Genomic DNA, 25,050 nt, shown 5'->3' with positions numbered 1-25,050 from the left:
ACTTTTCGGAGGAACCCTGTGGCACAGGACGTGCTCACCGACCTGAAAAAGGTCCGCAACATCGGCATCATGGCCCACATCGATGCCGGCAAGACCACCACGACCGAGCGCATCCTGTTCTACACGGGCGTCAACCACAAGATCGGTGAGACCCACGACGGCGCCTCGACCACCGACTGGATGGAGCAGGAGAAGGAGCGCGGCATCACCATCACGTCCGCGGCCGTCACCTGTTTCTGGAACAAGAACCAGATCAACATCATCGACACGCCGGGTCACGTCGACTTCACCGTCGAGGTGGAGCGCTCGCTCCGCGTCCTCGACGGCGCGGTCGCCGTCTTCGACGCGAAGGAGGGCGTCGAGCCCCAGTCGGAGACCGTGTGGCGTCAGGCCGACAAGTACGTCGTCCCGCGCATCTGCTTCGTCAACAAGATGGACAAGCTCGGCGCCGACTTCTACTTCACGGTCGACACCATCGTGTCGCGCCTCGGCGCCAAGCCGCTGGTGATGCAGCTCCCGATCGGTGCCGAGTCCGACTTCGTCGGCGTCGTCGACCTGGTCGAGATGCGCGCGCTGGTCTGGCCGGGCGACGCCAAGGGTGATGTCACCATGGGCGCCAAGTACGAGGTCCAGGAGATCCCCGCCGACCTTCAGGAGAAGGCCGAGGAGTACCGCAACCGCCTGCTCGAGACCGTCGCCGAGTCCGACGACGCGCTGCTCGAGAAGTTCTTCGGCGGCGAGGAGATCACCGTTCCGGAGATCAAGGCGGCCATCCGCAAGCTCACCGTGAACAACGAGATCTACCCGGTCCTCTGCGGCTCGGCGTTCAAGAACCGCGGCGTCCAGCCGATGCTCGACGCCGTGATCGACTACCTCCCGTCGCCGCTCGACGTGCCCGCCATCGAGGCGCACAACCCGCGCGACGAGGAGCAGGTCATCCTGCGCCACGCCGACGCGAGCGAGCCGTTCTCGGCGCTGGCGTTCAAGGTCGCCGTCCACCCGTTCTTCGGTCGTCTGACCTACGTGCGCGTGTACTCGGGCCGGGTCGACTCCGGTGCCGCGGTCGTGAACTCGACCAAGGGCCGCAAGGAGCGCATCGGCAAGATCTTCCAGATGCACGCCAACAAGGAGAACCCGGTCGATTTCGTCACCGCCGGCAACATCTACGCGGTGATCGGCCTCAAGGACACCACCACCGGTGACACCCTGAGCGACCCCGACAACCAGGTCGTGCTCGAGTCGATGACCTTCCCGGAGCCCGTGATCGAGGTCGCGATCGAGCCGAAGACCAAGGCCGACCAGGAGAAGCTCGGCACGGCCATCCAGAAGCTGGCCGAAGAGGACCCGACGTTCCGCACCGAGCAGAACCAGGAGACCGGTCAGACGGTCATCAAGGGCATGGGCGAGCTCCACCTCGACATCCTGGTCGACCGCATGAAGCGGGAGTTCAACGTCGAGGCGAACGTGGGCAAGCCCCAGGTGGCCTACCGCGAGACCATCCGCCGCACGGTGGAGAAGTACGACTACACCCACAAGAAGCAGACCGGTGGTTCCGGTCAGTTCGCTAAGGTGCAGATCACCCTGGAGCCGCTCGAGGTCACCCCGGAGACCTCGTACGAGTTCGTGAACGCCGTCACCGGCGGTCGCGTGCCGCGCGAGTACATCCCCTCGGTGGACGCGGGCATCCAGGACGCGATGCAGGTCGGCGTGCTCGCCGGCTTCCCGACGGTGGGCGTCAAGGCGACGCTCGTCGACGGTGCCTCGCACGACGTCGACTCCTCGGAGATGGCGTTCAAGATCGCCGGCTCGATGGCCTACAAGGAGGCCGCTCGCAAGGCGAACCCGGTGCTCCTCGAGCCGCTCATGGCGGTCGAGGTGCGCACGCCCGAGGAGTACATGGGCGACGTCATCGGCGACCTGAACTCGCGTCGTGGGCAGATCCAGTCGATGGAGGACGCCAGCGGTGTGAAGGTCGTCAAGGCGAACGTCCCGCTGTCCGAGATGTTCGGCTACATCGGCGACCTGCGGTCGAAGACCTCTGGCCGCGCGGTGTACTCGATGCAGTTCGACTCCTACGCTGAGGTCCCGAAGGCTGTCGCCGACGAGATCGTCCAGAAGAGCAAGGGCGAGTGACCTCGGTCGCTGGCCTGGGCAACATCCCGTAACATTAGAAACCAATCCCGTAGATCCGCCGGTCGAAATCCGTCGACCGGGGTATCTACACGAGAGTCCTGAGGAGGACCCACAGTGGCTAAGGCCAAGTTCGAGCGGACTAAGCCGCACGTCAACATCGGAACCATCGGTCACGTCGACCACGGCAAGACGACGCTCACCGCGGCGATCTCCAAGGTGCTTGCTGACAAGTACCCGTCGGCGACCAACGTTCAGCGCGACTTCGCGTCGATCGACTCGGCTCCGGAAGAGCGTCAGCGTGGTATCACGATCAACATCTCGCACGTCGAGTACGAGACGCCGAAGCGCCACTACGCGCACGTTGACGCCCCGGGTCACGCCGACTACATCAAGAACATGATCACCGGTGCTGCTCAGATGGACGGCGCGATCCTCGTGGTCGCCGCCACCGACGGTCCGATGGCTCAGACCCGCGAGCACGTCCTGCTCGCGAAGCAGGTCGGCGTGCCGTACCTGCTCGTCGCCCTGAACAAGGCCGACATGGTCGACGACGAGGAGATCCTGGAGCTCGTCGAGCTCGAGGTCCGCGAGCTCCTCTCCAGCCAGGACTTCCCGGGCGACGACGCTCCCGTCGTTCGCGTCTCGGGCCTCAAGGCTCTCGAGGGCGACGAGAAGTGGGTGCAGTCGGTCCTCGACCTCATGGAGGCCGTCGACGAGTCCATCCCGGACCCGGTGCGCGACAAGGACAAGCCGTTCCTGATGCCGATCGAGGACGTCTTCACGATCACCGGTCGTGGAACCGTCGTCACGGGCCGCGCCGAGCGTGGCACGCTGGCCATCAACTCCGAGGTCGAGATCGTCGGCATCCGCCCGACGCAGAAGACCACGGTCACGGGTATCGAAATGTTCCACAAGCAGCTCGACGAGGCCTGGGCCGGCGAGAACTGTGGTCTGCTCCTCCGCGGCACCAAGCGCGAGGACGTGGAGCGCGGCCAGGTCGTCGTGAAGCCGGGTTCGGTTACGCCGCACACCAACTTCGAGGGCACTGCCTACATCCTCTCGAAGGAGGAGGGTGGCCGTCACAACCCCTTCTACACGAACTACCGCCCGCAGTTCTACTTCCGTACCACCGACGTCACCGGCGTCATCTCGCTGCCCGAGGGCACCGAGATGGTCATGCCCGGCGACACCACCGACATGACGGTCGAGCTCATCCAGCCGATCGCCATGGAGGAGGGCCTCGGCTTCGCCATCCGTGAGGGTGGCCGCACCGTCGGCGCTGGTACCGTCACGAAGATCATCAAGTAAGTAGCTTCTCTACTTCACTCGGCGAGGGCCGGATCCGCTTGGATCCGGCCCTCGGTCGTTTCCCGGGGGTTTACCTCTCCGCCGTCGAGGCGCAGAATGGGCCCACCGTTTCAACCGAACGGGTCCGTCGATGAAGGGAGACGCCTATGGTGAGCCGCAGCCTCGCAAACCAGACCAAGCCGCGAACCGGATCACGGACGAAGAGTTCGGAAGCCGCGTAAGCGGTCTTGGAACCACACGGGCGGCCGCGCGAGGAACCGCCTGGGGCGGGGTCGGCACACGCTGCCGGCCCCGCTTTCCCTGTCTGCCGCTCCTCGTCACGTCTGCGCATCGTCGCCCCGCCGCACACACGACACTGCGCCGCACTCTCGATCGTCCACAGGAAGAGGTGCGGTGGACTGTATCCACAGATGTGGTCGATGGCACACCTGATGGGCACGAGGTCACTAGACAGAGGGCATGGAGAGGGTGTCCGACGCCGAAATCGTCCTGGTTCGTGAGCTTCGCGACCGGACGGAGACGCGTCAGCAACATGCGCGGGCGGCGCTGAACGGCACCGAGGTCCGCGTCGCACACGGAGCGTATGTCGGACGCGCCGAGTGGGAGGGACGGGACGCGCGAGAGCGCCACCTCTTGCGGATGGTCGCGTACTCGCGTACTCGGAAACGGCCACCTCTCTTCTCGCACTGGTCGGCGGCGGTGGCTCATTGCCTGCCGTTGATCGGACCGGTTCCTGACAGGCTCCACGTCTCCATCGGCCGTACGAGCGGCGGACGGTCGGCGGGAGCCGTGGCGGCCCATTCCACCGCCATACCGGACACCGATGTCGTCGATATCGACGGACTCCGGGTCACGTCGCTCGCTCGCACAGTCGTGGATGTCGCGTCGATGTCCACAATGGCGGATGCCGTGACCATCGCCGACTGCGCCCTTCGACTCGGTCTACCGAAGACCTGCGTGATGGATGCCTGGGAGAGAGCCGTCCCCCTCCGGGGACACCGCCGAGCGCTCGACGTCATCGACTTCGCGGACGCGCGGTCCGAGTCGCCGCTCGAATCGCTGAGCAGAGTGAGCATGTATCGAATGGGTGTGGCGCAACCAGACCTGCAGCTGCCCTTTCGTGACCGCCGGGGGCTGATCGGTTACGTCGACTTCGCCTGGCCGAGCCTCGGCATCGTCGGCGAAGCGGACGGGGACGCGAAGTATCTCGACGCGACGATGCGCAACGGACGATCAGCCGACAGGGTGGTGCTCGACGAGAAGATCCGGGAGGACCGGCTTCGTGCGCTCGGCCTTCGCGTGGTCCGCTGGCGCTGGGAGGTCGCATCCCGCCCCCGAGAGCTCGCCTCTCTCCTGTTCGCAGCCGGTGTCCCACCCCGTGCGCCCGATGACTGCGGCGCCGCGTTACAACTGCGGTAGCGCGCCCCGCAGTGCACGTTACGCCGCGTCGCAGACACCGCGCAGGGCGGCGCGACACGCCCGGGTTGCAGCATCGCCGCGCATCTGGCAAACTTGTTGGGTTCAACATTTCGGAACGAGCGTGCTGACGTGCGCTCCGGACGGATCACTGCCAGGCAGTGCATAGCCCACCGCACAGGGCCTTCGGGACCGGCGGGACGATGGTTAGGCCGCAGGCAGCAGGACACGCTCACACAAGACCACCTTCGAGGCCAGGGGCTTTCTCTGTCCTGAATTCGGGCGACACGCCCGAGCGCGGGGGTCGGTGAGTTGACAGAAGAATAGTGGCGTTCCCCACGCGTACGTCGCACCGCGTCCAATGCGAGAAACGGCCTGAGAATGGCCCGGATCGTACGACGCCATAACAAGAGAGAGAGTCAGACATGGCGGGACAGAAGATCCGCATTCGGCTTAAGTCGTATGACCACGAGGTCATCGACACCTCGGCGCGCAAGATCGTCGACACGGTGACCCGTGCCGGCGCGACCGTCGTCGGCCCGGTGCCGCTTCCCACCGAGAAGAACGTGGTGTGCGTCATCCGTTCGCCCCACAAGTACAAGGACAGCCGTGAGCACTTCGAGATGCGCACGCACAAGCGGCTGATCGACATCATCGACCCGACCCCGAAGGCCGTCGACTCGCTCATGCGTCTCGACCTGCCGGCGGACGTCAACATCGAGATCAAGCTCTAAGGGGGAGTGCCGCTATGTCCAACATCGAGACCAAGACTTCCCGTGGCCTCCTCGGCAAGAAGCTCGGCATGACCCAGGTCTGGGACGAGAACAACAAGCTCATCCCCGTGACGGTCATCGAGATCACGCCGAACGTCGTGACCCAGGTCCGCACCCCCGAGGCCGACGGCTACAACGCCGTCCAGATCGCCTACGGCCAGATCGACCCGCGCAAGGTCAACAAGCCCGCCGCCGGTCACTTCGACAAGGCCGGCGTCACGCCGCGCCGTCACCTGACCGAGGTCCGCACCGCCGACGCCGCCGAGTACTCGGCCGGCCAGGAGCTCACCGTCGATGGCACCTTCGAGGCCGGCCAGCTGGTCGACGTCGTCGGCACCTCGAAGGGTAAGGGCTTCGCCGGTGTCATGAAGCGCCACAACTTCCAGGGCGTCTCCGCTTCGCACGGTGCGCACCGCAACCACCGCAAGCCGGGTTCCATCGGCGCCTCCTCGACCCCGAGCCGTGTCTTCAAGGGCATGCGCATGGCCGGTCGCATGGGTGGCGAGCGCGTGACCGTCCTGAACCTCAAGGTCCAGGCCGTCGACGCCGAGAAGGGCCTGCTGCTGGTCAAGGGTGCCGTTCCCGGCGCTCGTGGCCGCATCGTTTTCGTCCGCAACGCAGTGAAGGGGGCCTAAGGTAAATGGCTACCTCGATTGACGTCCTCGACCTGAAGGGCAAGAAGGCCGGCTCCGTCGAGCTCCCCGACAGCATCTTCGACGTTCAGACCAACATCCCGCTGATCCACCAGGTCGTGACCGCCCAGCTCGCCGCCGCGCGCCAGGGCACGCACAAGACCAAGAACCGTGGTGAGGTCTCCGGCGCCGGCCGCAAGCCGTTCAAGCAGAAGGGCACCGGTCGCGCTCGTCAGGGCTCCATCCGCGCTCCTCAGATGACCGGTGGTGGCATCGTCCACGGCCCGACGCCGCGCGACTACTCGCAGCGCACCCCGAAGAAGATGATCGCCGCGGCTCTGCTCGGTGCCATCTCCGACCGCGCACGCGGCGGCCGCATCCACGCCGTCCAGGCCTTCACCGCCGGCGAGGTCCCCTCGACCAAGGCCGTCGTGGACCTGCTCAGCGGCATCGCCACCTCGCGCCACGTCCTCGTGGTCCTCGAGCGTGACGACGAGCTCGCGTTCAAGAGCGTGCGCAACGTGCCGACCGTGCACGTGCTGACCTACGACCAGCTGAACGCCTACGACGTCCTGGTGAGCGACGACATCGTCTTCTCGCAGGCCGCGCTCGAGGGCTTCATCGCTGCCAAGACCAAGAAGGAAGAGGTGAACGCGTAATGGCCGCCGTCAACAAGGACCCGCGCGACGTCATCATCGCTCCGGTCGTCTCCGAGAAGAGCTACGGCCTGATCGACGAGGGCAAGTACACCTTCCTCGTCGACACGCGTTCGAACAAGACCGAGATCAAGCTCGCCATCGAGTCGATCTTCAAGGTCGAGGTCGCGTCGGTGAACACCCTGAACCGCCAGGGCAAGACCCGTCGCACCCGCTTCGGCACCGGCAAGCGCAAGGACACCAAGCGCGCCATCGTCACGCTGAAGTCCGGTTCCATCGACATCTTCACGGCCGTCGGCTGAGCGAAGGACTAGAGGAAGACAGACATGGCTATTCGTAACTACAAGCCCACGACCCCCGGTCGTCGCGGCTCCTCGGTCGCCGACTTCGCCGAGATCACCCGTTCGACCCCGGAGAAGTCCCTTCTCCGTCCGCTGTCGAAGAGCGGTGGCCGCAACAACCAGGGCCGCATCACGACCCGTCACATCGGTGGTGGCCACAAGCGCCAGTACCGCGTGATCGACTTCCGTCGCAACGACAAGGACGGCGTCAACGCCAAGGTCGCTCACATCGAGTACGACCCCAACCGCACGGCTCGCATCGCGCTCCTGCACTTCCTGGACGGCACCAAGCGCTACATCCTGGCGCCCGCCGGCCTGAAGCAGGGCGACATCGTCGAGTCGGGTGCCGGCGCTGACATCAAGCCGGGCAACAACCTGCCGCTGCGCAACATCCCGACCGGTACCGTCGTGCACGCGATCGAGCTGAAGCCGGGTGGAGGCGCCAAGCTGGCCCGCTCCGCCGGTGCCTCGGTGCGTCTCGTCGCGAAGGACGGCCCCTACGCCCAGCTGCGCCTCCCGTCCGGTGAGGTCCGCAACGTCGACGCGCGCTGCCGTGCGACGATCGGCGAGGTCGGCAATGCCGAGCAGTCGAACATCAACTGGGGCAAGGCCGGCCGTATGCGCTGGAAGGGCGTCCGCCCGACCGTCCGCGGTGTCGCGATGAACCCGATCGACCACCCGCACGGTGGTGGTGAGGGCAAGACCTCCGGTGGTCGCCACCCGGTCAGCCCGTGGGGTCAGAAGGAAGGCCGCACGCGCCACCCCAACAAGGAAAGCGACAAGCTCATCGTTCGCCGTCGGAACGCCGGCAAGAAGCGTAAGTAGGAGTTCAAGAAGATGCCACGCAGTCTCAAGAAGGGCCCCTTCGTCGACGAGCACCTGTTTCGCAAGGTGGTCGCCGCGAACGAGGCCAACAGCAAGAACGTGATCAAGACCTGGTCGCGCCGCTCGATGATCGTCCCGGCCATGCTGGGTCACACCATCGCGGTGCACGACGGTCGCAAGCACATCCCTGTGTTCGTCACCGAGACCATGGTCGGTCACAAGCTCGGCGAGTTCGCGCCGACGCGTACCTTCCGTGGTCACGTGAAGGACGACAAGAAGGGTCGTCGCCGCTAACGCGGTGACGAAAGGAGGAGAGAAATGGTGGAGTCGATCGCACGCGTGCGACACATCCGCGTCACCCCCATGAAGGCCCGTCGCGTCGTCAACCTGATCCGCGGCAAGCAGGCCCAGGAGGCCCTGGCCATCCTGAAGTTCGCTCCGCAGAGCGCGAGCGAGCCGGTGTACAAGCTGGTCGCGTCGGCCATCGCCAACGCGCGAGTCAAGGCCGACCAGTCGAACACCTACCTGGACGAGCAGGACCTGTACGTGAGCCGCGCCTTCGTGGACGAGGGCACGACCCTCAAGCGGTTCCAGCCGCGCGCTCAGGGCCGGGCCTTCCGCATCAACAAGCGCACCAGCCACATCACGGTCGTCCTCTCGACGCCGGATGAGGTCCAGGACGCCAAGGCTTCGAAGAAGGCGAGCAACTAATGGGTCAGAAAGTCAACCCGTACGGCTTCCGTCTGGGCATCACCACCGACCACGTGTCGCGGTGGTTCTCGGACAGCACGAAGAAGGGTCAGCGTTACAGCGACTACCTCGCTGAGGACGTCAAGATCCGCACCCTGCTGAAGACGTCGCTCGACCGCGCGGGCGTGTCCCGCATCGAGATCGAGCGCACCCGCGACCGCGTCCGCGTCGACATCCACACCGCCCGCCCGGGCATCGTGATCGGTCGCCGTGGCGCCGAGGCCGAGCGCATCCGCGCCGACCTCGAGAAGCTCTCGGGCAAGCAGATCCAGCTGAACATCCTCGAGGTCAAGAACCCCGAGGCCGACGCCCAGCTCGTCGCGCAGGGCATCGCCGAGCAGCTCGCGGCACGTGTGGCCTTCCGCCGCGCGATGCGCAAGGGCCTGCAGGGCGCGCAGCGCGCCGGCGCCAAGGGTGTCCGCATCCAGGTGTCGGGCCGTCTCGGCGGCGCCGAGATGAGCCGCTCGGAGTTCTACCGCGAGGGTCGTGTGCCGCTGCACACGCTCCGCGCCAACATCGACTACGGCTTCTACGAGGCCAAGACCACCTTCGGTCGCATTGGTGTGAAGGTGTGGATCTACAAGGGCGACATCACGAACAAGGAGCTTGCCCGCGAGCAGGCCAACCAGAAGCCGTCGCGCGAGCGCAACGACCGTGACCGTCCGCGTCGCGGCGGTGGCCGGGGCAACGCACCCGCCGCCGAGACCGCGCCGGCCGCAGCAGGAGTTGAGGCATAACCATGTTGATCCCACGCAGAGTCAAGCACCGCAAGCAGCACCACCCCGGCCGTAGCGGCCAGGCGACCGGTGGCACGAAGGTCTCCTTCGGCGAGTTCGGCATCCAGGCCCTGACCCCCGCTTACGTGACCAACCGTCAGATCGAGTCCGCTCGTATCGCCATGACGCGTCACATCAAGCGTGGCGGCAAGGTGTGGATCAACATCTACCCGGACCGTCCGCTCACGAAGAAGCCGGCCGAGACCCGAATGGGTTCCGGTAAGGGTTCGCCGGAGTGGTGGGTCGCTAACGTCAAGCCGGGTCGGGTCCTCTTCGAGGTCTCCGGCGTCTCCGAGCAGCTCGCTCGTGAGGCGATGACCCGTGCAATCCACAAGCTGCCCCTCAAGGCACGCATCATCAAGCGCGAGGAGGGCGACGCGTAATGGCGATCGGCACCAAGGAGCTCGCCCCCAGCGAGCTCGACACCTTTGAAGACGAGCGTCTGATCGACGAGCTGAAGAAGGCCAAGGAAGAGCTGTTCAACCTGCGCTTCCAGTCGGCCACCGGTCAGCTCGAGAGCCACGGCCGCCTGCGCGCCGTGAAGCGCGACATCGCTCGTATCTACACCGTGATCCGTGAGCGCGAGCTCGGGATCCGGGCGACCCCGGCTCCGGCCGAGGCCACGCCCGCCAAGGAGAAGAAGAGCAAGGCGAAGAAGGAGGCCCCCGCGGCCGCCGACGTCGCCGAGACCGAGACTGAGGAGGCCAAGTAATGGCTGAGACCACCAAGGCTGCGGCCGCGGAGTCGGCGGCCGACGAGGCCCTCGTCCGTGGTTACCGCAAGGCCCGTCGCGGGTACGTCGTCAGCGACAAGATGGACAAGACCATCGTCGTCGAGGTCGAGGACCGCGTGAAGCACCCCCTGTACGGCAAGGTCCTCCGCCGCACCTCGAAGGTGAAGGCGCACGATGAGAACAACACCGCCGGCATCGGCGACCTCGTTCTCATCAACGAGACCCGCCCCCTGAGCGCCAGCAAGCGGTGGCGCCTGGTTGAGATTCTGGAGAAGGCCAAGTGATTCAGCAGGAATCCCGACTCAAGGTCGCCGACAACACGGGTGCCAAGGAGCTCCTGACCATCCGTGTCCTCGGCGGATCCAGCCGTCGCTACGCCGGCCTGGGCGACGTCATCGTCGCCACGGTCAAGGACGCGATCCCCGGCGGCAACGTCAAGAAGGGCGATGTCGTCAAGGCCGTCGTCGTGCGCGTGCGGAAGAACACCCGCCGCCCGGACGGCTCCTACATCAAGTTCGACGAGAACGCCGCCGTGATCCTGAAGAACGACGGTGACCCCCGTGGCACCCGTATCTTCGGACCGGTCGGCCGTGAGCTTCGCGACAAGAAGTTCATGAAGATCATCTCGCTGGCCCCGGAGGTGCTGTAACCCATGGCGAACATCAAGAAGGGCGACCTGGTCCAGGTCATCTCGGGCCGCTCGCAGGCCCGCGGTGGTGACCGCGGCAAGCAGGGTCGCGTCATCGAGGTTCTCGTGGAGAAGAACCGCGTCATCGTCGAGGGCGTCAACTTCGTGACCAAGCACGTGCGCGTCGGCCAGACGCAGCGTGGCACGAAGACCGGCGGCATCGAGACCCACGAGGCTCCGATCCACGTCTCCAACGTGGCGCTGGTTGACCCCGAGACCAAGAAGCCGACCCGCGTCGGCTTCCGCACCGAGACCGTTACGAAGGACGGCGTCACCAAGACGGTCCGCGTTCGTTACGCCAAGAAGTCTGGTAAGGACCTGTAATGACGGACACTGCAACGAGTGCTGGCAAAATCCAGCCTCGCCTGAAGCAGAAGTACAAGACCGACATCTCCGCTCAGCTCAAGAGCGACTTCGGTTTCACCAACGTGCACCAGGTGCCCGGTCTGGTGAAGATCGTCGTCAACATGGGCGTGGGCGAGGCTGCTCGCGACGGCAAGGTGATCGACGGTGCGATCAACGACCTCACCCTGATCACCGGCCAGAAGCCGCAGGTCACCAAGGCCCGCAAGTCCATCGCGCAGTTCAAGCTGCGCGAGGGACAGCCGATCGGTGCGCACGTCACGCTGCGCGGCGACCGGATGTGGGAGTTCCTCGACCGCCTGCTCTCGCTCGCGCTGCCCCGTATCCGGGACTTCCGCGGCCTGAGCGACCGTCAGTTCGACGGCAACGGCAACTACACGTTCGGTCTCACGGAGCAGTCGATGTTCCACGAGATCAACCAGGACAGGATCGACCGCGTCCGCGGTATGGACATCACGGTCGTGACCACCGCGAAGAACGACGAGGAGGGTCGTGCACTGCTCAAGCAGCTCGGCTTCCCCTTCCGTTCCGCGGATGCGGCGAACTAGCAGCAACAGCTCTAGTAGCCTTGTCTACTTGTGGGCCGGCCACCCGGCCGGCCCACTTCCACCACAGGTCGTCAGTCGTGTAACGGCTGAACGAAACCTGGTGACAGAAGGAAAACCGAAATGACAATGACAGATCCGGTCGCAGACATGCTGACCAGACTGCGCAACGCGAACTCGGCTCACCACGACACCGTGTCGATGCCGCACTCGAAGCTCAAGTCGCACATCGCCGAGATCCTCACCTCCGAGGGCTACATCTCCGGCTGGGAGGTCACCGACGCCCGTGTCGGCCAGACCCTGACGCTGAAGCTCAAGTTCGGCCCGAACCGCGAGCGTTCCATCGCCGGTATCAAGCGCGTGTCCAAGCCCGGCCTTCGCGTCTACGCGAAGTCCACCGAGATCCCCAAGGTCCTCGGCGGGCTCGGCGTCGCCATCCTGTCCACCTCCTCCGGTCTGCTCACGGACCGCCAGGCTGAGAAGAAGGGCGTGGGTGGGGAAGTCCTCGCCTACGTGTGGTAACCCGCCATGTCGCGTATTGGAAGACTGCCCATCGACGTCCCCGCAGGGGTCGATGTGAAGATCGACGGCCAGGCCGTCGTCGTCAAGGGTCCGAAGGGTGAGCTCAGCCTCACCGTCGCGAACCCGATCGAGGTGAAGCTGGAGGAGGGCCAGGTCCTGGTCACCCGTCCGGACGACGAGCGCGAGTCGCGTTCGCTGCACGGCCTCACCCGCACCCTCATCAACAACAACATCATCGGCGTCACCCAGGGCTATACGAAGGGCCTGGAGATCGTCGGCACCGGTTACCGCGTCGCGCAGAAGGGTGCGGCCGTCGAGTTCGCGCTCGGCTTCTCGCACCCGGTCACCGTCGAGCCGCCGGCAGGCATCACGTTCACGGTCGAGGGCAACAACAAGCTCACCGTCAGCGGGATCGACAAGCAGGCGGTCGGCGAGGTCGCCGCGAACATCCGCAAGATCCGCAAGCCCGAGCCGTACAAGGGCAAGGGTGTGCGCTACGCCGGCGAGGTCGTCCGTCGCAAGGCCGGAAAGGCTGGTAAGTAATCATGGCTCTGGGTACCAGAGGAAAGAGCAAGGCGGCCGCACGTGACCGTCGTCACACCCGCCTTCGCAAGAAGATCGAGGGCACCGCGGTTCGTCCGCGCCTGGTCGTGACCCGTTCGGCCCGCCACGTCTTCGTGCAGGTCGTCGACGACGCGAAGGGCCACACGCTGGCCTCCGCGTCGACCATGGAGTCGGACCTGCGCACCTTCGACGGTGACAAGACCGCGAAGGCCCGCAAGGTCGGCGAGCTCGTCGCCGAGCGTGCGAAGAGCGCCGGCATCGAGGCGGTCGTCTTCGACCGTGGTGGCAGCAAGTACGCGGGTCGCGTCGCTGCTGTCGCCGAGGGAGCTCGAGAGGGTGGATTGAACCTGTGAGTGACAACAAGGAGCAGACCGTGGCCGACCAGGCAGTGGCCGAGGCGCCGGTGGAGACCGCTGCGTCCACCGAGAGCACCCGCAACGAGCGCGAGCCGCGCCGTGGTGGCCGTGAGCGCAACCCCAACCGTGACCGCGGCAGCCGCGACGCCGACAAGAGCCAGTTCCTGGAGCGCGTCGTCACCATCAACCGCGTCTCCAAGGTCGTGAAGGGTGGTCGTCGCTTCAGCTTCACCGCTCTCGTGGTCGTCGGAGACGGCAACGGCCTGGTGGGCGTCGGCTACGGCAAGGCCCGTGAGGTGCCGCTGGCGATCTCGAAGGGCGTCGAGGAGGCGAAGAAGAACTTCTTCCGGGTTCCGCGCGTCGGCAACACCATCCCGCACCCGGTGCAGGGTGAGGCCGCCGCCGGTGTGGTCCTCCTGCGTCCGGCCGCCGCCGGTACCGGTGTTATCGCCGGTGGTCCGGTGCGCGCCGTGCTGGAGTGCGCCGGCATCCACGACGTGCTGAGCAAGTCGCTCGGCTCGTCCAACACGATCAACATCGTGCACGCGACCGTCGAGGCGCTGCAGCAGCTCGAGGAGCCTCGTGCCGTCGCTGCCCGCCGTGGGCTCGACTACGACCAGGTGGCTCCGGCTCGCCTGCTGCGTGCCGAGGCTGAGGCGGCCGAGGCCGCCGCGAGCGCGAAGGCAGGTGCCTGATGGCTGCGCGTCTGAAGATCACGCAGATCAAGTCGAAAGTGAGCGAGAAGCAGTACCAGCGCGACACGCTGCGCAGTCTGGGACTGAAGCGCATCGGTGACGTCGTCGTCCGCGAGGACACCCCGCAGAACCGCGGGTACGTCAACACCGTCGCTCACCTGGTGAAGGTTGAGGAGATCGACTAATGGCTGACGACAAGCCGAACACTGAGGCTGCCGAGAAGCCGGCCGCCGCCAAGAAGCCCGCCACCAAGGCCGCCGCCAAGCCGGCTGCCGAGAAGGCGACCACCGCGAAGAAGGCTCCGGCCAAGAAGGCGCCGGCGAAGGCCGCCGCCGACAAGGCCGCCGCCTCCAGCACGGACGAGACCGTCGCCGCCCCGGCGAAGAAGGCCTCGGCCAAGAAGGACGTCGCCGCCCCGCGCGAGCAGGTCCTGAAGGTGCACCACCTGCGTCCCGCCGCCGGTGCCAAGAAGGACCGGACCCGCGTCGGACGCGGTGAGGGCTCGAAGGGTAAGACGGCCGGCCGCGGTACCAAGGGTACGAAGGCCCGCTACCAGGTCCGTCCCGGGTTCCAGGGTGGCCAGCTTCCGTTCCACATGCGGTCGCCGAAGCTGCGCGGGTTCAAGAACCCGTTCCGCGTCGAGTACCAGGTCGTGAACCTGGAGAAGCTCGCCGAGCTGTACCCGTCCGGCGGTGACGTCACCGTCGCGGACCTCGTCGCCAAGGGCGCCGTTCGCAAGAACGAGAAGGTCAAGGTTCTCGGCAACGGGGACATTGCGGTTAAGCTGAACGTTGCGGTCGACAAGGTCTCCGGCTCTGCTGAGCAGAAGATCGTCGCCGCTGGTGGCTCCATCAAGTAGCCGCCCGTAAAGCAGCGCAGTCGGGTGGCCGGGGTACCGGTCACCCGACTGACTCTTACAGGAAAGCAGGACGCACCTTGTTTAGCGCCGTCGCGCGGATCTTCCGCACCCCGGATCTTCGCCGCAAGATCTTCTTCACGCTGGGGATCATCGCCCTGTTCCGGCTGGGATCCTTCATCCCCGCGCCGTTCGTCGACTTCGCCAATGTGCAGACCTGTCTGAACGCCAACCAGGACACCTCGGGCCTCTACTCGCTCGTCAACCTGTTCTCGGGCGGCGCACTCCTCAAGCTCTCGATCTTCGCGCTCGGCATCATGCCGTACATCACCGCGTCGATCATCGTGCAGCTGCTGCGCGTGGTCATCCCGCGCTTCGAGACCCTCTACAAGGAGGGTCAGGCCGGTCAGGCCAAGCTGACGCAGTACACGCGTTACCTCACCATCGCGCTCGGCGTGCTCCAGTCGACCACGCTGATCACGGTCGCCCGCTCGGGCGCCCTGTTCGGCTCGACCGCCGTCCAGCAGTGCCAGCAGCTCGTCACGGACGACTCCTGGTACGCGATCATGCTCATGGTCATCACCATGACCGCCGGCACCGGCCTCATCATGTGGATGGGCGAGCTCGTCACCGAGCGCGGCATCGGCAACGGCATGTCGCTCCTCATCTTCACCTCGATCGCCGCGCAGTTCCCGAGCTCGCTCTGGGCCATCGCGCAGTCGCAGAGCATCGAGGTCCTCCTGGTCGTGATCGCCATCGGCCTGCTCATCGTCGCCGCCGTCGTCTTCGTCGAGCAGTCCCAGCGCCGCATCCCCGTGCAGTACGCCAAGCGGATGGTCGGCAGGCGGACCTACGGCGGGAACAACACGTACATCCCGATCAAGGTGAACATGGCCGGCGTCGTGCCCGTCATCTTCGCGTCGTCGCTGCTGTACCTGCCCGCGCTGATCGCACAGTTCAACCAGCCCGCCGCCGGCAAGGCTCCGGCTCCGTGGGTGACCTGGATCACGAACTATCTGACCAAGGGCGACCACCCGCTCTACATGCTCCTGTACTTTCTCCTGATCGTCGGCTTCACGTACTTCTACGTCGCGATCACGTTCAACCCGGAGGAGGTCGCGGACAACATGAAGAAGTACGGCGGCTTCATCCCCGGCATCCGCGCGGGACGCCCGACGGCCGAGTACCTGGACTACGTGCTCACGCGCGTGACCCTCCCCGGCTCGATCTACCTCGGTGTCATCGCGCTGATCCCGCTGGTGGCGTTCGCATTGCTCGGCGCCAGTCAGAACTTCATGTTCGGCGGCACGTCCATCCTGATCATCGTCGGTGTTGGTCTGGAGACGGTCAAGCAGATCGACTCCCAGCTCCAGCAGCGGCACTACGAAGGGCTTCTGCGTTGACCCGTATGCTGATCGTCGGACCTCCCGGAGCGGGCAAGGGCACTCAGGCCTCCCGCATCAGCACCGCGTACGGGATCCCCGACATCTCCACGGGCGACATCTTCCGGGCGAACATCAAGAACGAGACCCCGCTCGGTCTGCAGGTGAAGGCCATCGTGGACGCCGGCGACTATGTTCCGGACAGCCTGACCAACCAGCTCGTCACCGACCGTCTGGAGGAGGAGGACGCCCAGGGCGGCTTCCTGCTCGACGGGTACCCGCGCACGCTCGACCAGGTCCGCTTCCTGGACGAGCTGCTCGCGTCGAAGGGCCAGGAGCTGCAGGCGGTCATCCAGCTGGTCGCCGACCAGGACGAGATCGTCGCCCGGCTCAGCAAGCGTGCGCAGGAGCAGGGTCGCGCCGACGACTCCGAGGAGGCCATCCGGCACCGCCAGGAGGTCTACCTTCGCGAGACCTCGCCGCTGATCGACGTCTACCGTGAGCGCGGGCTGCTGGTCGAGGTCGACGGCCTCGGCGGCATCGACGAGGTCGCGACGCGCGTCCGCGAGGCGCTCGCCGATCGCGGCATCCACCCGCTCACCGGCGCCGACGAGCCCGTCGCGTAGCCTTCGTGGTGTTCAAAAAGTCCATCTACAAGTCGCCTGCCCAGTTGCGTCTCATGGTCGCGCCGGGCCGGGCGACCGCGGCATCGCTGTCGGCCGTCGCCGATGCGGTCGCCGCGGGTGTCACGACCCTCGAGCTCGACGGGATCGCCGAGGCGGCGATCGAGGCGCTGGGCGCCGCGTCGAACTTCAAGCTCGAGGCCGGCTACCACCACACCATCTGCGCCTCGGTGAACGACGAGGTCGTGCACGGCATCCCGGGCGCACGCATCCTGCAGCCGGGTGACATCGTGTCCGTGGACAGCGGTGCGATCCAGGAGGGCTGGAACGGCGATGCGGCGCGCACCTTCGTGCTGCCGGATCCCGCCCGCCCGGAGGTCGTCGCCGAACGCAGGCGCCTCTCCGACGTGACCGAGGCGTCGCTCTGGCACGGCATCGCGCGACTGGCGACGGCGCGGCACCTCAACGAGGTGGGGGAGGCCGTCGAGGACTACATCGAGTCGCAGGGCGACTACGGCATCCTCACCGACTACATCGGCCACGGCATCGGCCGGCGGATGCACGAGGAGCCACCGGTCTTCAACTACCGGGTCCGGGCGAAGGGCCCGGAGGTGAAGCCGGGACTCGTCGTCGCGATCGAGCCGATGGTGGTCCTGGGCGACCAGGACACCTACGTGAAGGACGACGGCTGGACCGTCGCCACCGAGGACGGCTCGGCCGCCGCGCACTGGGAGCACAGTGTCGCCGTGCACGCCGGCGGGATCTGGGTGCTCACCGCGGAGGACGGCGGTGCCGCGGGTCTCGCGCCGTTCGGCATCACCCCGGCCCCGATCGCCTGAACCGCGCGTTCGCTGAGAGCGGGAGCAGATCATAGACCAGGATTGGCGAATCCGGCGGACTTCCCATAAGATTGATCCTTGGTGTCTTAGGCGTGCTTTCCGCATGCCGTGATCCCAGTCAACGCACGACCAGCAAACCCCAACTTTTAGCGACAGTGAGGCTATGGCCAAAAAAGACGGTGTCATCGAGATCGAAGGATCTGTGATCGAGGCGCTCCCGAACGCGATGTTCCGCGTCGAGCTGACCAATGGTCACAAGGTTCTTGCCCACATCTCCGGCAAGATGCGTCAGCACTACATCCGCATCCTCCCCGAGGACCGCGTGATCGTCGAGCTGAGCCCCTACGATCTGACCCGCGGCCGGATCGTCTACCGCTACAAGTAAAGGTCTGCTGTAAGTAACGGCCACGCCACCGGGTAGCCCCTGGCGAGGTACGAGGACAGCGAACAAAGGTAAGAAACACTCATGAAGGTCAACCCCTCCGTCAAGAGGATCTGCGACAAGTGCAAGGTCATCCGTCGTAACGGCCGGGTCATGGTCATCTGCGAGAACCCGCGCCACAAGCAGCGCCAGGGCTGATCGCAGCCGATCCCAACTGAATATCGAGGCAATCCCAGAACCCGCGCCGTCTGACGGACGCGGGGGACACCCCCGGAGGAGGCCGGGGCACCGGGACTGCTGAAGACCTCCACTCAATACAGGAGAAGCCACACCATGGCACGTCTAGCAGGCGTCGACATCCCGCGCGAGAAGCGCGTGGAGGTCGCACTCACCTACATCTACGGCGTCGGGCGCACGCGTGCGCTGCAGACCCTTCGCGAGACCGGGATCTCCGGCGACATCCGCGTCAAGGACCTGACCGACGACCAGCTCGTCGCACTGCGCGACTTCATCGAAGGCAACTTCAAGGTCGAGGGTGACCTCCGCCGTGAGGTCGCCGCCGACATCCGCCGCAAGGTCGAGATCGGCAGCTACGAGGGCATCCGCCACCGCAAGGGCCTCCCGGTCCGCGGCCAGCGAACCAAGACGAACGCGCGCACCCGCAAGGGCCCGAAGCGCACCGTCGCCGGTAAGAAGAAGGCTCGCTAGGCCGACAACAGGACTGAAGGAGAAAGAAAATGGCAGCACCCAAGTCGGCCGCTCGCAAGCCGCGCAAGAAGGAAAAGAAGAACATCGCTGTGGGCCAGGCCCACATCAAGAGCACCTTCAACAACACCATCGTCTCGATCACCGACACCACCGGTGCGGTCATCAGCTGGGCATCGTCCGGCGGCGTCGGCTTCAAGGGCTCGCGCAAGTCGACCCCGTTCGCCGCGCAGCTCGCGGCCGAGTCGGCCGCGCGTCAGGCCCAGGAGCACGGAATGAAGAAGGTGGACGTCTTCGTCAAGGGTCCGGGTTCGGGCCGCGAGACCGCGATCCGCTCCCTCCAGGCCGCAGGCCTCGAGGTCGGCTCGATCAACGACGTCACCCCCCAGGCGCACAACGGCTGCCGCCCGCCGAAGCGTCGCCGCGTCTAGTTCTCTTCTCGTCCGCCCAGGCGGCGGTCCATCTCGGGCCGCCGCCTGACGGCGTGACGAACCCCACCTCACTCAACGCAAGTGTCATATAGCGGACACTTAGCCGAAAGGAATCAATAGTGCTCATTGCACAGCGTCCTACGCTCACCGAAGAGAACATCTCGGAGTTCCGGTCGCGGTTCGTCATCGAGCCGCTGGAGCCGGGCTTCGGCTACACCCTCGGCAACTCCCTGCGCCGCACCCTGCTCTCCTCCATCCCCGGCGCCGCGGTCACCAGCATTCGCATCGACGGCGTGCTGCACGAGTTCAGCACCGTGCCGGGTGTCAAGGAGGACGTCACCGAGATCATCCTGAACATCAAGGGTCTCGTGGTCTCGAGCGAGCACGACGAGCCGATCACCGCGTACCTCCGCAAGACCGGCGCCGGTCAGGTCACCGCCGCTGACATCTCGGCTCCGGCCGGTGTGGAGATCCACAACCCCGAGCTGGTCATCGCGACCCTCAACGACAAGGCGAAGTTCGAGGTCGAGCTGACCATCGAGCGCGGCCGCGGCTACGTCTCGGCGCAGCAGAACCGCAACGAGTACTCCGAGGCGGGCCAGATCCCGATCGACTCGATCTACTCCCCGGTCCTGAAGGTCACCTACCGCGTCGAGGCCACCCGTGCGGGCGAGCGCACCGACTTCGACCGTCTCGTGGTCGATGTCGAGACCAAGCCGGCGATCAGCCCGCGCGACGCCATCGCGTCCGCAGGCCGCACGCTCGTCGAGCTGTTCGGTCTGGCGCGCGAGCTCAACAGCGCTGCCGAGGGCATCGAGATCGGCCCGGCGCCGGTCGACCAGGTCCTCAGCTCCGAGCTGTCGATGCCGATCGAGGACCTGGACCTGTCGGTCCGTTCCTACAACTGCCTCAAGCGCGAGGGCATCAACACCGTGAGCGAGCTCGTCTCGCTGTCGGAGACGCAGCTCATGAACATCCGCAACTTCGGTCAGAAGTCGGTGGATGAGGTCAAGGACAAGCTGACGGAGATGGGTCTGTCGCTGAAGGACTCGGTCCCCGGGTTCGACGGCGCCCACTTCTACAGCGGGTACGACGAGGACGAGTCCACCACCATCTGAGGCACGTCGCTCGACCTCGCCATCAGACCTTTTTCAACACTGGAGATAACCGATCATGCCTAAGCCCACCAAGGGCCCCCGCCTCGGGGGCGGCCCCGCGCACGAGCGTCTGATGCTCGCCAACCTGGCTGCCGCGCTGTTCACCCACAAGAGCATCAAGACGACGGAGACCAAGGCCAAGCGCCTGCGTCCCTACGCCGAGCGTCTGATCACGTTCGCGAAGCGCGGCGACCTGCACGCCCGCCGTCGCGTGCTGTCCGTGATCCAGGACAAGGCCGTCGTCCACGAGCTCTTCACCGAGATCGCGCCGCTGGTCGCCGAGCGTGAGGGCGGCTACACCCGCATCACCAAGCTCGGCTACCGCAAGGGTGACAACGCGCCGATGGCGCAGATCGAGCTCGTTCTCGAGCCCGTCGCCCCGAAGGCCAAGCCGGCCAAGAAGGCCGCAGCCCCGAAGGCCGCTCCGGTCGAGGAGGCTCCGGTCGAGGAGACCGCCGCCGACGAGACCGCGTCCGAGGAGACCACGGCCACCGAGGCCGAGGTCGTCGAGGAGGCCACCGGCGACGAGACCGCCGCGGAGGAGACCACCGCGGAGGCCGAGGCCGAGAAGGCCTGACGCCTGTCAGCACACGAGGGCCCCGCATCCACACGGATGCGGGGCCTTCGTCGTTGCACCGCGCCCCAATAGGCTGGCGGGATGCACGAGACGACGAGCGATGACCTGCCCCCGCTGCGCGAGCGGGTGACCGCGCCGCCGACGCACCGGCCGGCGCATCCCCTCGTCGCCGAGTGGAGGCCGGCAACCCCGGACGACGTGGACGCGGTGCACGAGGTCGTGCGCGCGATCGACGCCGTCGAGCACCCCAACTACCTCGCGACGCGCGAGGAGGTGGAGGAGGAGCTCGGCTACAGCTTCCTGGACCTGGAGCGCGACACCCTGATCGGGTTCTCCTCCGACGGCCGCCCCGTCGCGGCCGGCAGCGTCCTGGAGCCGCCCCGGCAGGAGACGCTGGTGCGCGAGTTCCTGAACGGGGGAGTGCATCCCGACTTCTGGGGGCGCGGCATCGGGAGGGAGTTGCTGGCCTGGCAGATCGCTCGCGGGCGGCAGAAGCTGTCGGCATCGGAGAAGCGGTTGCCCGGCTGGATCGTCGGCTATGCGGATGCCCGCGCTCCGCAGCGCGAGCGGCTGCTCCGTCGTGCCGGACTCGAGCCGGTGCGATACTTCCTGTCGCTCGAGCGTTCGCTCGCCGAGGCGATCCCCGGTGTCGTGCCGACCGAGGAGGTGCGGATCGTGCCGTATACGCCCGAGCTGTCGGCCGCGGTGCACGCCGCCCGGGATGAGGCCTTCCTCGACCACTGGGGCAGTCAGCCTCTCAGCGACGAGCAGTGGGAGTCGTTCCTGTCCGGCACGTTCCGCGCGGACGTCTCCTTCGTCGCCATCGCCGGCGACGAGGTCGCCGGGTTCCTGCTGTCCCAAGTGAACGAGGAGGACTGGGTGAGCCAGGGCTTCACCGGCGCGTACATCTCCATGCTCGGCACCACGCGCGCGCACCGCGGGAAGCGGATCGCACCGGCGCTGCTCGCCGCGTCCATGTCCGCGTGCGCGGCGCTCGGCTGGGAGCGGGTGACCCTCGACGTGGACGCCGAGAACCCGAGCGGCGCGCTGGGTCTCTACACCGGGATGGGCTTCGTCGAGACCAACAGAGAGACCGGGCTCGTCATCGCGTACTGAGTCACTGCCCGGCTACTGCGGGCGCGGGGCCGCCTGGTCCCAGGGATTCGCGACGCGGACCGTGGAGTGCTCGGCGAGCTGGAGCAGCGCGCGGTGGAGGGCGTCGGCGTAGATCTTCCCGCCCCGGGCACCCGGATGGATCTGGTCGTCCGCGAGCAGGTCGAGGTGCCCGGCGATCGCTCCGCGCCAGTCGGCGATCACGACGCGGTCGGGATGCTTCGCGGCGAACGCCTCGAGCGTGCTGTTCACCCCGGGTGTCCACGACCGTGGCGCCTGCACGGTGACGAGGACGAGTCCGCGACGCGGGCCGATGGTCTCGAGCACGCGGTCGAGCGAGTCCTCGGAGATCGAACCGTTCGTCCCGAGCCCGATGACGACGACCGGGCGGAGGGCGTCGGCGTGCGCCGCTGCGGCCACCAGCTCCGGCGCGGTGTGCATCTGCCGGGACACCACGGCGTCGATGCCGATCCCGGGGAAGCCCTCCTGCAGGGCCGGCGCGGACGCGAGCATCACCGAGTCGCCGAACGCGACGATGTCGCGGCCCTGTGCCACCGGGTGAGGGTCGGGCGGGGTCCGCAGCGTGGAGGAGCTGCTGGGTGCCGGCGCGGGAGCGGGGCTGCTCTTCAGCGAAGCGGCGCCCTGCTGGATGAACCGCTCGGCCCCGGTCGCCGCCGGGGCAGCCAGCATGGCGGCGACCGTCGCGGCGACCAGTCCAGCGGAGACCGCGGCACCGGCCCAGGTCCAGATGCGGGCCGCGCGCGACTGCCGCGACCGCATCCGCAGCCGCCGGAGCGCTCCCCGGAACCCGTGCCTCCGGATCGGCTGCTCCAGGTAGCGGTAGGAGAGCAGCGCGGCCGCGACCGAGCAGGCCAGCGCGCCGAGACCGACCACCACGGCGGTCTGCGGGTCGTTCTCGTCCGGGATGGCGGCGCACACCAGCACGAACACGGGCCAGTGCCAGAGGTAGAGACCGTAGGAGCGCGCGCCAACCCAGCGCAGCGGAGCGGCGTCGAGCAGGCGGCCGAGGCCGGAGCCGGGCAGCACCGCGGCGCCGATGGCGACGGCGGTGGCGAGGCTGACCAGCAGGAGTCCGCCGCGGAACGTGAACGCTGCTTCGTCGTGCATCCCGTACGCCGCGACGACGAGCGCGAAGACGGCCGCGACCCCGAGCGGCGGCAGCCAGCGTCGCACGAAGACCTGGGCCGCGGTCTCGCCGGCGTCCAGGTCCAGAGGACGGAGCCGGGCGATGAGCAGGGCGAGCGCCGCACCGAGCGCGAGCCCGAAGCTGTGGGTGTCCGAGCCGAAGTAGACGCGCGTGGGGTCGGAGCCGGGGGAGGTGAGCAGCGCCATCTCGATGGCCGACGCCGCCGCGATCGCGAGGACGATCGCGAGCCGCGCCCCCCAGTGCCGGATGAGGGCGATCGCCAGCAGGGCGAGCGGCCAGACGAGGTAGAACTGCTCCTCGACGGCGAGCGACCACAGGTTGCGGAACAGCTCCGGCGCGCCCTGTGCGAAGTAGCTGGAGTCGGCGGCGATCGAGAGCCAGTTGGCGCTGAACGTCGACGCGCCGAGGATCTGCCGCGGGATACCGACGAGGACGTCGCCGCCGATCGCCAGTGCGATCGCAGAGCAGACCACCACGAGTGCGGCGATCGCGGGCACCAGCCTGCGGACCCGCCGCGTCCAGAACCCGCGCAGGTCGACGCGCCCCGTCTCGGACCGCTCGCGCAGCAGCAGGCTGGTGATCAGGAATCCGCTGATCACGAAGAAGATGTCGACGCCGATGAAGCCGCCGGGGAGCACGCCGGGGAACAGGTGATACACGAGCACGGTGACGACGGCGATCGCGCGCAGCCCGTCGAGTCCGGCGTAGCGGCGCGTCGCCGAGGGGGCTGCCGGCGCCGGTTGCGCCGCGGGTGCGACGGTGACGGTCGGCTGGACGGTGAGGTGGGGCATCGGGTGTGCGAGGGGGTCGGCGGGCACGGAAGCGGCCAGCGTAGCAAGGGCCGCTGACAGCCTTCTCTAGAATCGTGGGATGACCGAGCAGGCGACGCGATTCCGTCTCGACATCGCCTACCAGGGCACCGATTTCAACGGCTGGGGGCGCCAGCCGGACCAGCGGACGGTGCAGGGGACGCTGGAGGCCGCCCTCGCGACGATCTTCCGCCGGGCGGGGGAGCCGCCGACGCTCACGGTCGCGGGACGGACGGACGCGGGCGTTCACGCGACCGGTCAGGTGGCGCACGTCGACCTCGACCCCGGCCAGGTGGCGCTGCTGCGGAAGCCGCACGGGAAGCGTCCACCTCTGGAACCGGCCGATGCGCTGGCCCGGCGCGTGAACGGCGTCCTCGGCCCCGTGCCGGACGTGGTGGTGCTGCGCGCGAGCGAGGCCCCCGCCGGGTTCGACGCGCGCTTCTCGGCGCTGTGGAGGCGCTACGAGTACCGCGTCGCCGACCGGGCGGCGCTGCGTGACCCGCTGCAGCGGCACCGCACGGCGTGGGTCGCCTCCACTCTGGACGTCGACGGGATGGACCTGGCCGCCCACGGTCTTCTCGGCTTGCACGACTTCGCCAGCTACTGCAAGGCACGGGAGGGCGCGACGACCATCCGCACCCTCCAGGCGTTCTCGTGGCGCCGCGACGACGACGGCGTGCTTGTCGGCGAGGTCGGCGCCGACGCCTTCTGCCACAGCATGGTGCGGGCCCTCGTCGGCGCCTGCGTCGAGGTCGGCGAGGGCAAGCTCACGCCGGGCGACCTGGTGCGACTGCGTGACGAGCAGCGCCGCACGAGCGCGTTCAAGGTGATGCCGGCGCGGGGGCTGACCCTGCTGGAGGTGGGCTACCCGCCGGACGCGGAGCTCGCAACACGTGCGGAGCAGACGCGGGGGATGCGCACGCTCTGACGGT

The 25,050-nt window shown here is 67.1% G+C and carries 35 protein-coding genes; 34 read left to right on the top strand and 1 reads right to left on the bottom strand.

Annotated features, from left to right (window positions below; translation table 11 throughout):
• The first annotated feature begins 18 nt into the window (after nucleotides 1-18).
• From fusA to AAME72_RS02455, 33 genes are all read left to right on the top strand, one after another.
• Nucleotides 19-2,133, top strand: a complete 2,115-nt coding sequence (gene fusA / locus AAME72_RS02615; RefSeq protein ID WP_348788684.1) for an elongation factor G — start codon at nucleotides 19-21, stop codon at nucleotides 2,131-2,133.
• Nucleotides 2,134-2,247: 114 nt separating this feature from the next.
• The gene (gene tuf, locus AAME72_RS02610) at nucleotides 2,248-3,441 is read left to right on the top strand and encodes an elongation factor Tu (protein WP_298660390.1); all 1,194 of its coding nucleotides are present in this window, start codon (nucleotides 2,248-2,250) and stop codon (nucleotides 3,439-3,441) included.
• 459 nt (nucleotides 3,442-3,900) lie between these two features.
• Nucleotides 3,901-4,860, top strand: coding sequence for a hypothetical protein (locus AAME72_RS02605; RefSeq protein WP_348788683.1), 960 nt, complete (start codon nucleotides 3,901-3,903; stop codon nucleotides 4,858-4,860).
• 422 nt (nucleotides 4,861-5,282) lie between these two features.
• Complete coding sequence (rpsJ, locus tag AAME72_RS02600) at nucleotides 5,283-5,591, top strand: 30S ribosomal protein S10 (RefSeq protein WP_005050520.1); 309 nt, start codon at nucleotides 5,283-5,285, stop codon at nucleotides 5,589-5,591.
• A 14-nt stretch (nucleotides 5,592-5,605) separates the two neighbouring features.
• Entirely contained in the window at nucleotides 5,606-6,265 is a 660-nt protein-coding gene (gene rplC / locus AAME72_RS02595) for a 50S ribosomal protein L3 (protein WP_348788682.1), read from the top strand.
• Between the two features lie 5 nt (nucleotides 6,266-6,270).
• Complete coding sequence (gene rplD / locus AAME72_RS02590; protein WP_348788681.1) at nucleotides 6,271-6,921, top strand: 50S ribosomal protein L4; 651 nt, start codon at nucleotides 6,271-6,273, stop codon at nucleotides 6,919-6,921.
• A complete protein-coding gene (gene rplW / locus AAME72_RS02585) occupies nucleotides 6,921-7,220 on the top strand; it encodes a 50S ribosomal protein L23 (protein ID WP_348788680.1) in 300 nt (99 codons plus the stop codon). Before rplD ends, rplW begins: the two co-directional genes overlap by 1 nt.
• A 24-nt stretch (nucleotides 7,221-7,244) precedes the next feature.
• Nucleotides 7,245-8,084: a 50S ribosomal protein L2 gene (gene rplB / locus AAME72_RS02580; RefSeq protein WP_314146769.1), complete on the top strand. Its 840-nt coding sequence runs from the start codon at nucleotides 7,245-7,247 to the stop codon at nucleotides 8,082-8,084.
• Nucleotides 8,085-8,096: 12 nt separating this feature from the next.
• Nucleotides 8,097-8,378, top strand: coding sequence for a 30S ribosomal protein S19 (gene rpsS / locus AAME72_RS02575; protein WP_018191964.1), 282 nt, complete (start codon nucleotides 8,097-8,099; stop codon nucleotides 8,376-8,378).
• 24 nt (nucleotides 8,379-8,402) lie between these two features.
• Nucleotides 8,403-8,795, top strand: a complete 393-nt coding sequence (gene rplV, locus AAME72_RS02570; protein WP_348788679.1) for a 50S ribosomal protein L22 — start codon at nucleotides 8,403-8,405, stop codon at nucleotides 8,793-8,795.
• Nucleotides 8,795-9,571 carry a 30S ribosomal protein S3 gene (rpsC, locus tag AAME72_RS02565; protein ID WP_348788678.1) on the top strand — a complete coding sequence of 259 codons (777 nt, stop codon included), beginning with the start codon at nucleotides 8,795-8,797 and terminating at the stop codon, nucleotides 9,569-9,571. The genes rplV and rpsC overlap by 1 nt, the downstream gene beginning before the upstream one ends.
• 2 nt (nucleotides 9,572-9,573) lie before the next feature.
• Nucleotides 9,574-9,993, top strand: coding sequence for a 50S ribosomal protein L16 (gene rplP, locus AAME72_RS02560; RefSeq protein ID WP_018191961.1), 420 nt, complete (start codon nucleotides 9,574-9,576; stop codon nucleotides 9,991-9,993).
• Nucleotides 9,993-10,322, top strand: a complete 330-nt coding sequence (gene rpmC / locus AAME72_RS02555) for a 50S ribosomal protein L29 (RefSeq protein WP_348788677.1) — start codon at nucleotides 9,993-9,995, stop codon at nucleotides 10,320-10,322. Before rplP ends, rpmC begins: the two co-directional genes overlap by 1 nt.
• The gene (rpsQ, locus tag AAME72_RS02550) at nucleotides 10,322-10,627 is read left to right on the top strand and encodes a 30S ribosomal protein S17 (RefSeq protein ID WP_241705710.1); all 306 of its coding nucleotides are present in this window, start codon (nucleotides 10,322-10,324) and stop codon (nucleotides 10,625-10,627) included. Before rpmC ends, rpsQ begins: the two co-directional genes overlap by 1 nt.
• The gene (gene rplN, locus AAME72_RS02545) at nucleotides 10,624-10,992 is read left to right on the top strand and encodes a 50S ribosomal protein L14 (RefSeq protein WP_021759574.1); all 369 of its coding nucleotides are present in this window, start codon (nucleotides 10,624-10,626) and stop codon (nucleotides 10,990-10,992) included. Before rpsQ ends, rplN begins: the two co-directional genes overlap by 4 nt.
• 3 nt (nucleotides 10,993-10,995) lie before the next feature.
• Nucleotides 10,996-11,355, top strand: a complete 360-nt coding sequence (rplX, locus tag AAME72_RS02540; protein WP_158865608.1) for a 50S ribosomal protein L24 — start codon at nucleotides 10,996-10,998, stop codon at nucleotides 11,353-11,355.
• Complete coding sequence (rplE, locus tag AAME72_RS02535) at nucleotides 11,355-11,942, top strand: 50S ribosomal protein L5 (RefSeq protein WP_348788676.1); 588 nt, start codon at nucleotides 11,355-11,357, stop codon at nucleotides 11,940-11,942. The genes rplX and rplE overlap by 1 nt, the downstream gene beginning before the upstream one ends.
• Nucleotides 11,943-12,062: 120 nt before the next feature.
• Entirely contained in the window at nucleotides 12,063-12,461 is a 399-nt protein-coding gene (gene rpsH / locus AAME72_RS02530) for a 30S ribosomal protein S8 (RefSeq protein WP_314146775.1), read from the top strand.
• Nucleotides 12,462-12,467: 6 nt separating this feature from the next.
• Nucleotides 12,468-13,004: a 50S ribosomal protein L6 gene (rplF, locus tag AAME72_RS02525; RefSeq protein WP_348788675.1), complete on the top strand. Its 537-nt coding sequence runs from the start codon at nucleotides 12,468-12,470 to the stop codon at nucleotides 13,002-13,004.
• A gap of 2 nt (nucleotides 13,005-13,006) precedes the next feature.
• A complete protein-coding gene (gene rplR / locus AAME72_RS02520; RefSeq protein ID WP_348788674.1) occupies nucleotides 13,007-13,378 on the top strand; it encodes a 50S ribosomal protein L18 in 372 nt (123 codons plus the stop codon).
• On the top strand, nucleotides 13,375-14,076 hold the full coding sequence (gene rpsE, locus AAME72_RS02515; RefSeq protein ID WP_348788673.1) for a 30S ribosomal protein S5: 702 nt from the start codon (nucleotides 13,375-13,377) through the stop codon (nucleotides 14,074-14,076). Before rplR ends, rpsE begins: the two co-directional genes overlap by 4 nt.
• Nucleotides 14,076-14,261 (top strand): 50S ribosomal protein L30, encoded by a 186-nt coding sequence (rpmD, locus tag AAME72_RS02510; protein ID WP_021759561.1) that lies wholly within the window; start codon nucleotides 14,076-14,078, stop codon nucleotides 14,259-14,261. Before rpsE ends, rpmD begins: the two co-directional genes overlap by 1 nt.
• Nucleotides 14,261-14,935 carry a 50S ribosomal protein L15 gene (rplO, locus tag AAME72_RS02505; RefSeq protein ID WP_348788672.1) on the top strand — a complete coding sequence of 225 codons (675 nt, stop codon included), beginning with the start codon at nucleotides 14,261-14,263 and terminating at the stop codon, nucleotides 14,933-14,935. The genes rpmD and rplO overlap by 1 nt, the downstream gene beginning before the upstream one ends.
• 77 nt (nucleotides 14,936-15,012) lie before the next feature.
• Entirely contained in the window at nucleotides 15,013-16,335 is a 1,323-nt protein-coding gene (secY, locus tag AAME72_RS02500; RefSeq protein WP_348788671.1) for a preprotein translocase subunit SecY, read from the top strand.
• Complete coding sequence (locus AAME72_RS02495) at nucleotides 16,332-16,940, top strand: adenylate kinase (RefSeq protein WP_348788670.1); 609 nt, start codon at nucleotides 16,332-16,334, stop codon at nucleotides 16,938-16,940. Before secY ends, AAME72_RS02495 begins: the two co-directional genes overlap by 4 nt.
• Before the next feature lie 5 nt (nucleotides 16,941-16,945).
• Nucleotides 16,946-17,776: a type I methionyl aminopeptidase gene (gene map / locus AAME72_RS02490; protein WP_348788669.1), complete on the top strand. Its 831-nt coding sequence runs from the start codon at nucleotides 16,946-16,948 to the stop codon at nucleotides 17,774-17,776.
• A gap of 163 nt (nucleotides 17,777-17,939) precedes the next feature.
• Nucleotides 17,940-18,161, top strand: coding sequence for a translation initiation factor IF-1 (gene infA, locus AAME72_RS02485; RefSeq protein WP_011186713.1), 222 nt, complete (start codon nucleotides 17,940-17,942; stop codon nucleotides 18,159-18,161).
• Nucleotides 18,162-18,242: 81 nt separating this feature from the next.
• Complete coding sequence (gene rpmJ / locus AAME72_RS02480) at nucleotides 18,243-18,356, top strand: 50S ribosomal protein L36 (protein ID WP_018191946.1); 114 nt, start codon at nucleotides 18,243-18,245, stop codon at nucleotides 18,354-18,356.
• A 135-nt stretch (nucleotides 18,357-18,491) separates the two neighbouring features.
• Complete coding sequence (gene rpsM / locus AAME72_RS02475; RefSeq protein WP_179605016.1) at nucleotides 18,492-18,866, top strand: 30S ribosomal protein S13; 375 nt, start codon at nucleotides 18,492-18,494, stop codon at nucleotides 18,864-18,866.
• A gap of 29 nt (nucleotides 18,867-18,895) precedes the next feature.
• On the top strand, nucleotides 18,896-19,294 hold the full coding sequence (rpsK, locus tag AAME72_RS02470; RefSeq protein WP_018191944.1) for a 30S ribosomal protein S11: 399 nt from the start codon (nucleotides 18,896-18,898) through the stop codon (nucleotides 19,292-19,294).
• A gap of 119 nt (nucleotides 19,295-19,413) precedes the next feature.
• Nucleotides 19,414-20,412, top strand: coding sequence for a DNA-directed RNA polymerase subunit alpha (locus AAME72_RS02465; RefSeq protein WP_041767718.1), 999 nt, complete (start codon nucleotides 19,414-19,416; stop codon nucleotides 20,410-20,412).
• Nucleotides 20,413-20,467: 55 nt separating this feature from the next.
• Nucleotides 20,468-21,028, top strand: a complete 561-nt coding sequence (gene rplQ / locus AAME72_RS02460) for a 50S ribosomal protein L17 (RefSeq protein ID WP_348788668.1) — start codon at nucleotides 20,468-20,470, stop codon at nucleotides 21,026-21,028.
• A gap of 81 nt (nucleotides 21,029-21,109) precedes the next feature.
• Nucleotides 21,110-22,144: a GNAT family N-acetyltransferase gene (locus AAME72_RS02455; protein ID WP_348788667.1), complete on the top strand. Its 1,035-nt coding sequence runs from the start codon at nucleotides 21,110-21,112 to the stop codon at nucleotides 22,142-22,144.
• Between the two features lie 12 nt (nucleotides 22,145-22,156).
• Here the strand turns inward: AAME72_RS02455 and AAME72_RS02450 are convergent, their stop codons facing one another.
• On the bottom strand, nucleotides 22,157-24,127 hold the full coding sequence (locus tag AAME72_RS02450; RefSeq protein ID WP_348788666.1) for an acyltransferase family protein: 1,971 nt from the start codon (nucleotides 24,125-24,127) through the stop codon (nucleotides 22,157-22,159).
• A 52-nt stretch (nucleotides 24,128-24,179) separates the two neighbouring features.
• Between AAME72_RS02450 and truA the strand changes: the two genes are divergently transcribed.
• Nucleotides 24,180-25,046, top strand: a complete 867-nt coding sequence (gene truA, locus AAME72_RS02445) for a tRNA pseudouridine(38-40) synthase TruA (RefSeq protein WP_348788665.1) — start codon at nucleotides 24,180-24,182, stop codon at nucleotides 25,044-25,046.
• Nucleotides 25,047-25,050: the final 4 nt, after the last annotated feature.

This window comes from Leifsonia sp. NPDC080035 (genome assembly GCF_040050925.1).
Classification (GTDB): Bacteria; Actinomycetota; Actinomycetes; order Actinomycetales; family Microbacteriaceae; genus Leifsonia.
This window is presented reverse-complemented; position numbering and strand designations above follow the sequence as displayed.

What these genes read in the sequence shown, in the direction of transcription:
- rplD (WP_348788681.1), top strand. Translation starts at nt 6,271, where the DNA reads ATGGCTACCTCGATTGACGTCCTCGACCTGAAGGGCAAGAAGGCCGGC.
- AAME72_RS02605 (WP_348788683.1), top strand. Translation starts at nt 3,901, where the DNA reads ATGGAGAGGGTGTCCGACGCCGAAATCGTCCTGGTTCGTGAGCTTCGC.
- rplO (WP_348788672.1), top strand. Translation starts at nt 14,261, where the DNA reads ATGGCTGACGACAAGCCGAACACTGAGGCTGCCGAGAAGCCGGCCGCC.
- infA (WP_011186713.1), top strand. Translation starts at nt 17,940, where the DNA reads ATGGCCAAAAAAGACGGTGTCATCGAGATCGAAGGATCTGTGATCGAG.
- rpsM (WP_179605016.1), top strand. Translation starts at nt 18,492, where the DNA reads ATGGCACGTCTAGCAGGCGTCGACATCCCGCGCGAGAAGCGCGTGGAG.
- rpsC (WP_348788678.1), top strand. Translation starts at nt 8,795, where the DNA reads ATGGGTCAGAAAGTCAACCCGTACGGCTTCCGTCTGGGCATCACCACC.
- rpsK (WP_018191944.1), top strand. Translation starts at nt 18,896, where the DNA reads ATGGCAGCACCCAAGTCGGCCGCTCGCAAGCCGCGCAAGAAGGAAAAG.
- rplF (WP_348788675.1), top strand. Translation starts at nt 12,468, where the DNA reads ATGTCGCGTATTGGAAGACTGCCCATCGACGTCCCCGCAGGGGTCGAT.
- rplB (WP_314146769.1), top strand. Translation starts at nt 7,245, where the DNA reads ATGGCTATTCGTAACTACAAGCCCACGACCCCCGGTCGTCGCGGCTCC.
- rpmD (WP_021759561.1), top strand. Translation starts at nt 14,076, where the DNA reads ATGGCTGCGCGTCTGAAGATCACGCAGATCAAGTCGAAAGTGAGCGAG.
- rpmJ (WP_018191946.1), top strand. Translation starts at nt 18,243, where the DNA reads ATGAAGGTCAACCCCTCCGTCAAGAGGATCTGCGACAAGTGCAAGGTC.
- rplV (WP_348788679.1), top strand. Translation starts at nt 8,403, where the DNA reads ATGGTGGAGTCGATCGCACGCGTGCGACACATCCGCGTCACCCCCATG.
- rplC (WP_348788682.1), top strand. Translation starts at nt 5,606, where the DNA reads ATGTCCAACATCGAGACCAAGACTTCCCGTGGCCTCCTCGGCAAGAAG.
- rpsS (WP_018191964.1), top strand. Translation starts at nt 8,097, where the DNA reads ATGCCACGCAGTCTCAAGAAGGGCCCCTTCGTCGACGAGCACCTGTTT.
- rplP (WP_018191961.1), top strand. Translation starts at nt 9,574, where the DNA reads ATGTTGATCCCACGCAGAGTCAAGCACCGCAAGCAGCACCACCCCGGC.
- rplQ (WP_348788668.1), top strand. Translation starts at nt 20,468, where the DNA reads ATGCCTAAGCCCACCAAGGGCCCCCGCCTCGGGGGCGGCCCCGCGCAC.
- truA (WP_348788665.1), top strand. Translation starts at nt 24,180, where the DNA reads ATGACCGAGCAGGCGACGCGATTCCGTCTCGACATCGCCTACCAGGGC.
- rpsH (WP_314146775.1), top strand. Translation starts at nt 12,063, where the DNA reads ATGACAATGACAGATCCGGTCGCAGACATGCTGACCAGACTGCGCAAC.
- rplX (WP_158865608.1), top strand. Translation starts at nt 10,996, where the DNA reads ATGGCGAACATCAAGAAGGGCGACCTGGTCCAGGTCATCTCGGGCCGC.
- rpmC (WP_348788677.1), top strand. Translation starts at nt 9,993, where the DNA reads ATGGCGATCGGCACCAAGGAGCTCGCCCCCAGCGAGCTCGACACCTTT.
- AAME72_RS02455 (WP_348788667.1), top strand. Translation starts at nt 21,110, where the DNA reads ATGCACGAGACGACGAGCGATGACCTGCCCCCGCTGCGCGAGCGGGTG.
- rpsQ (WP_241705710.1), top strand. Translation starts at nt 10,322, where the DNA reads ATGGCTGAGACCACCAAGGCTGCGGCCGCGGAGTCGGCGGCCGACGAG.
- rpsJ (WP_005050520.1), top strand. Translation starts at nt 5,283, where the DNA reads ATGGCGGGACAGAAGATCCGCATTCGGCTTAAGTCGTATGACCACGAG.
- rplE (WP_348788676.1), top strand. Translation starts at nt 11,355, where the DNA reads ATGACGGACACTGCAACGAGTGCTGGCAAAATCCAGCCTCGCCTGAAG.
- rplW (WP_348788680.1), top strand. Translation starts at nt 6,921, where the DNA reads ATGGCCGCCGTCAACAAGGACCCGCGCGACGTCATCATCGCTCCGGTC.
- rplR (WP_348788674.1), top strand. Translation starts at nt 13,007, where the DNA reads ATGGCTCTGGGTACCAGAGGAAAGAGCAAGGCGGCCGCACGTGACCGT.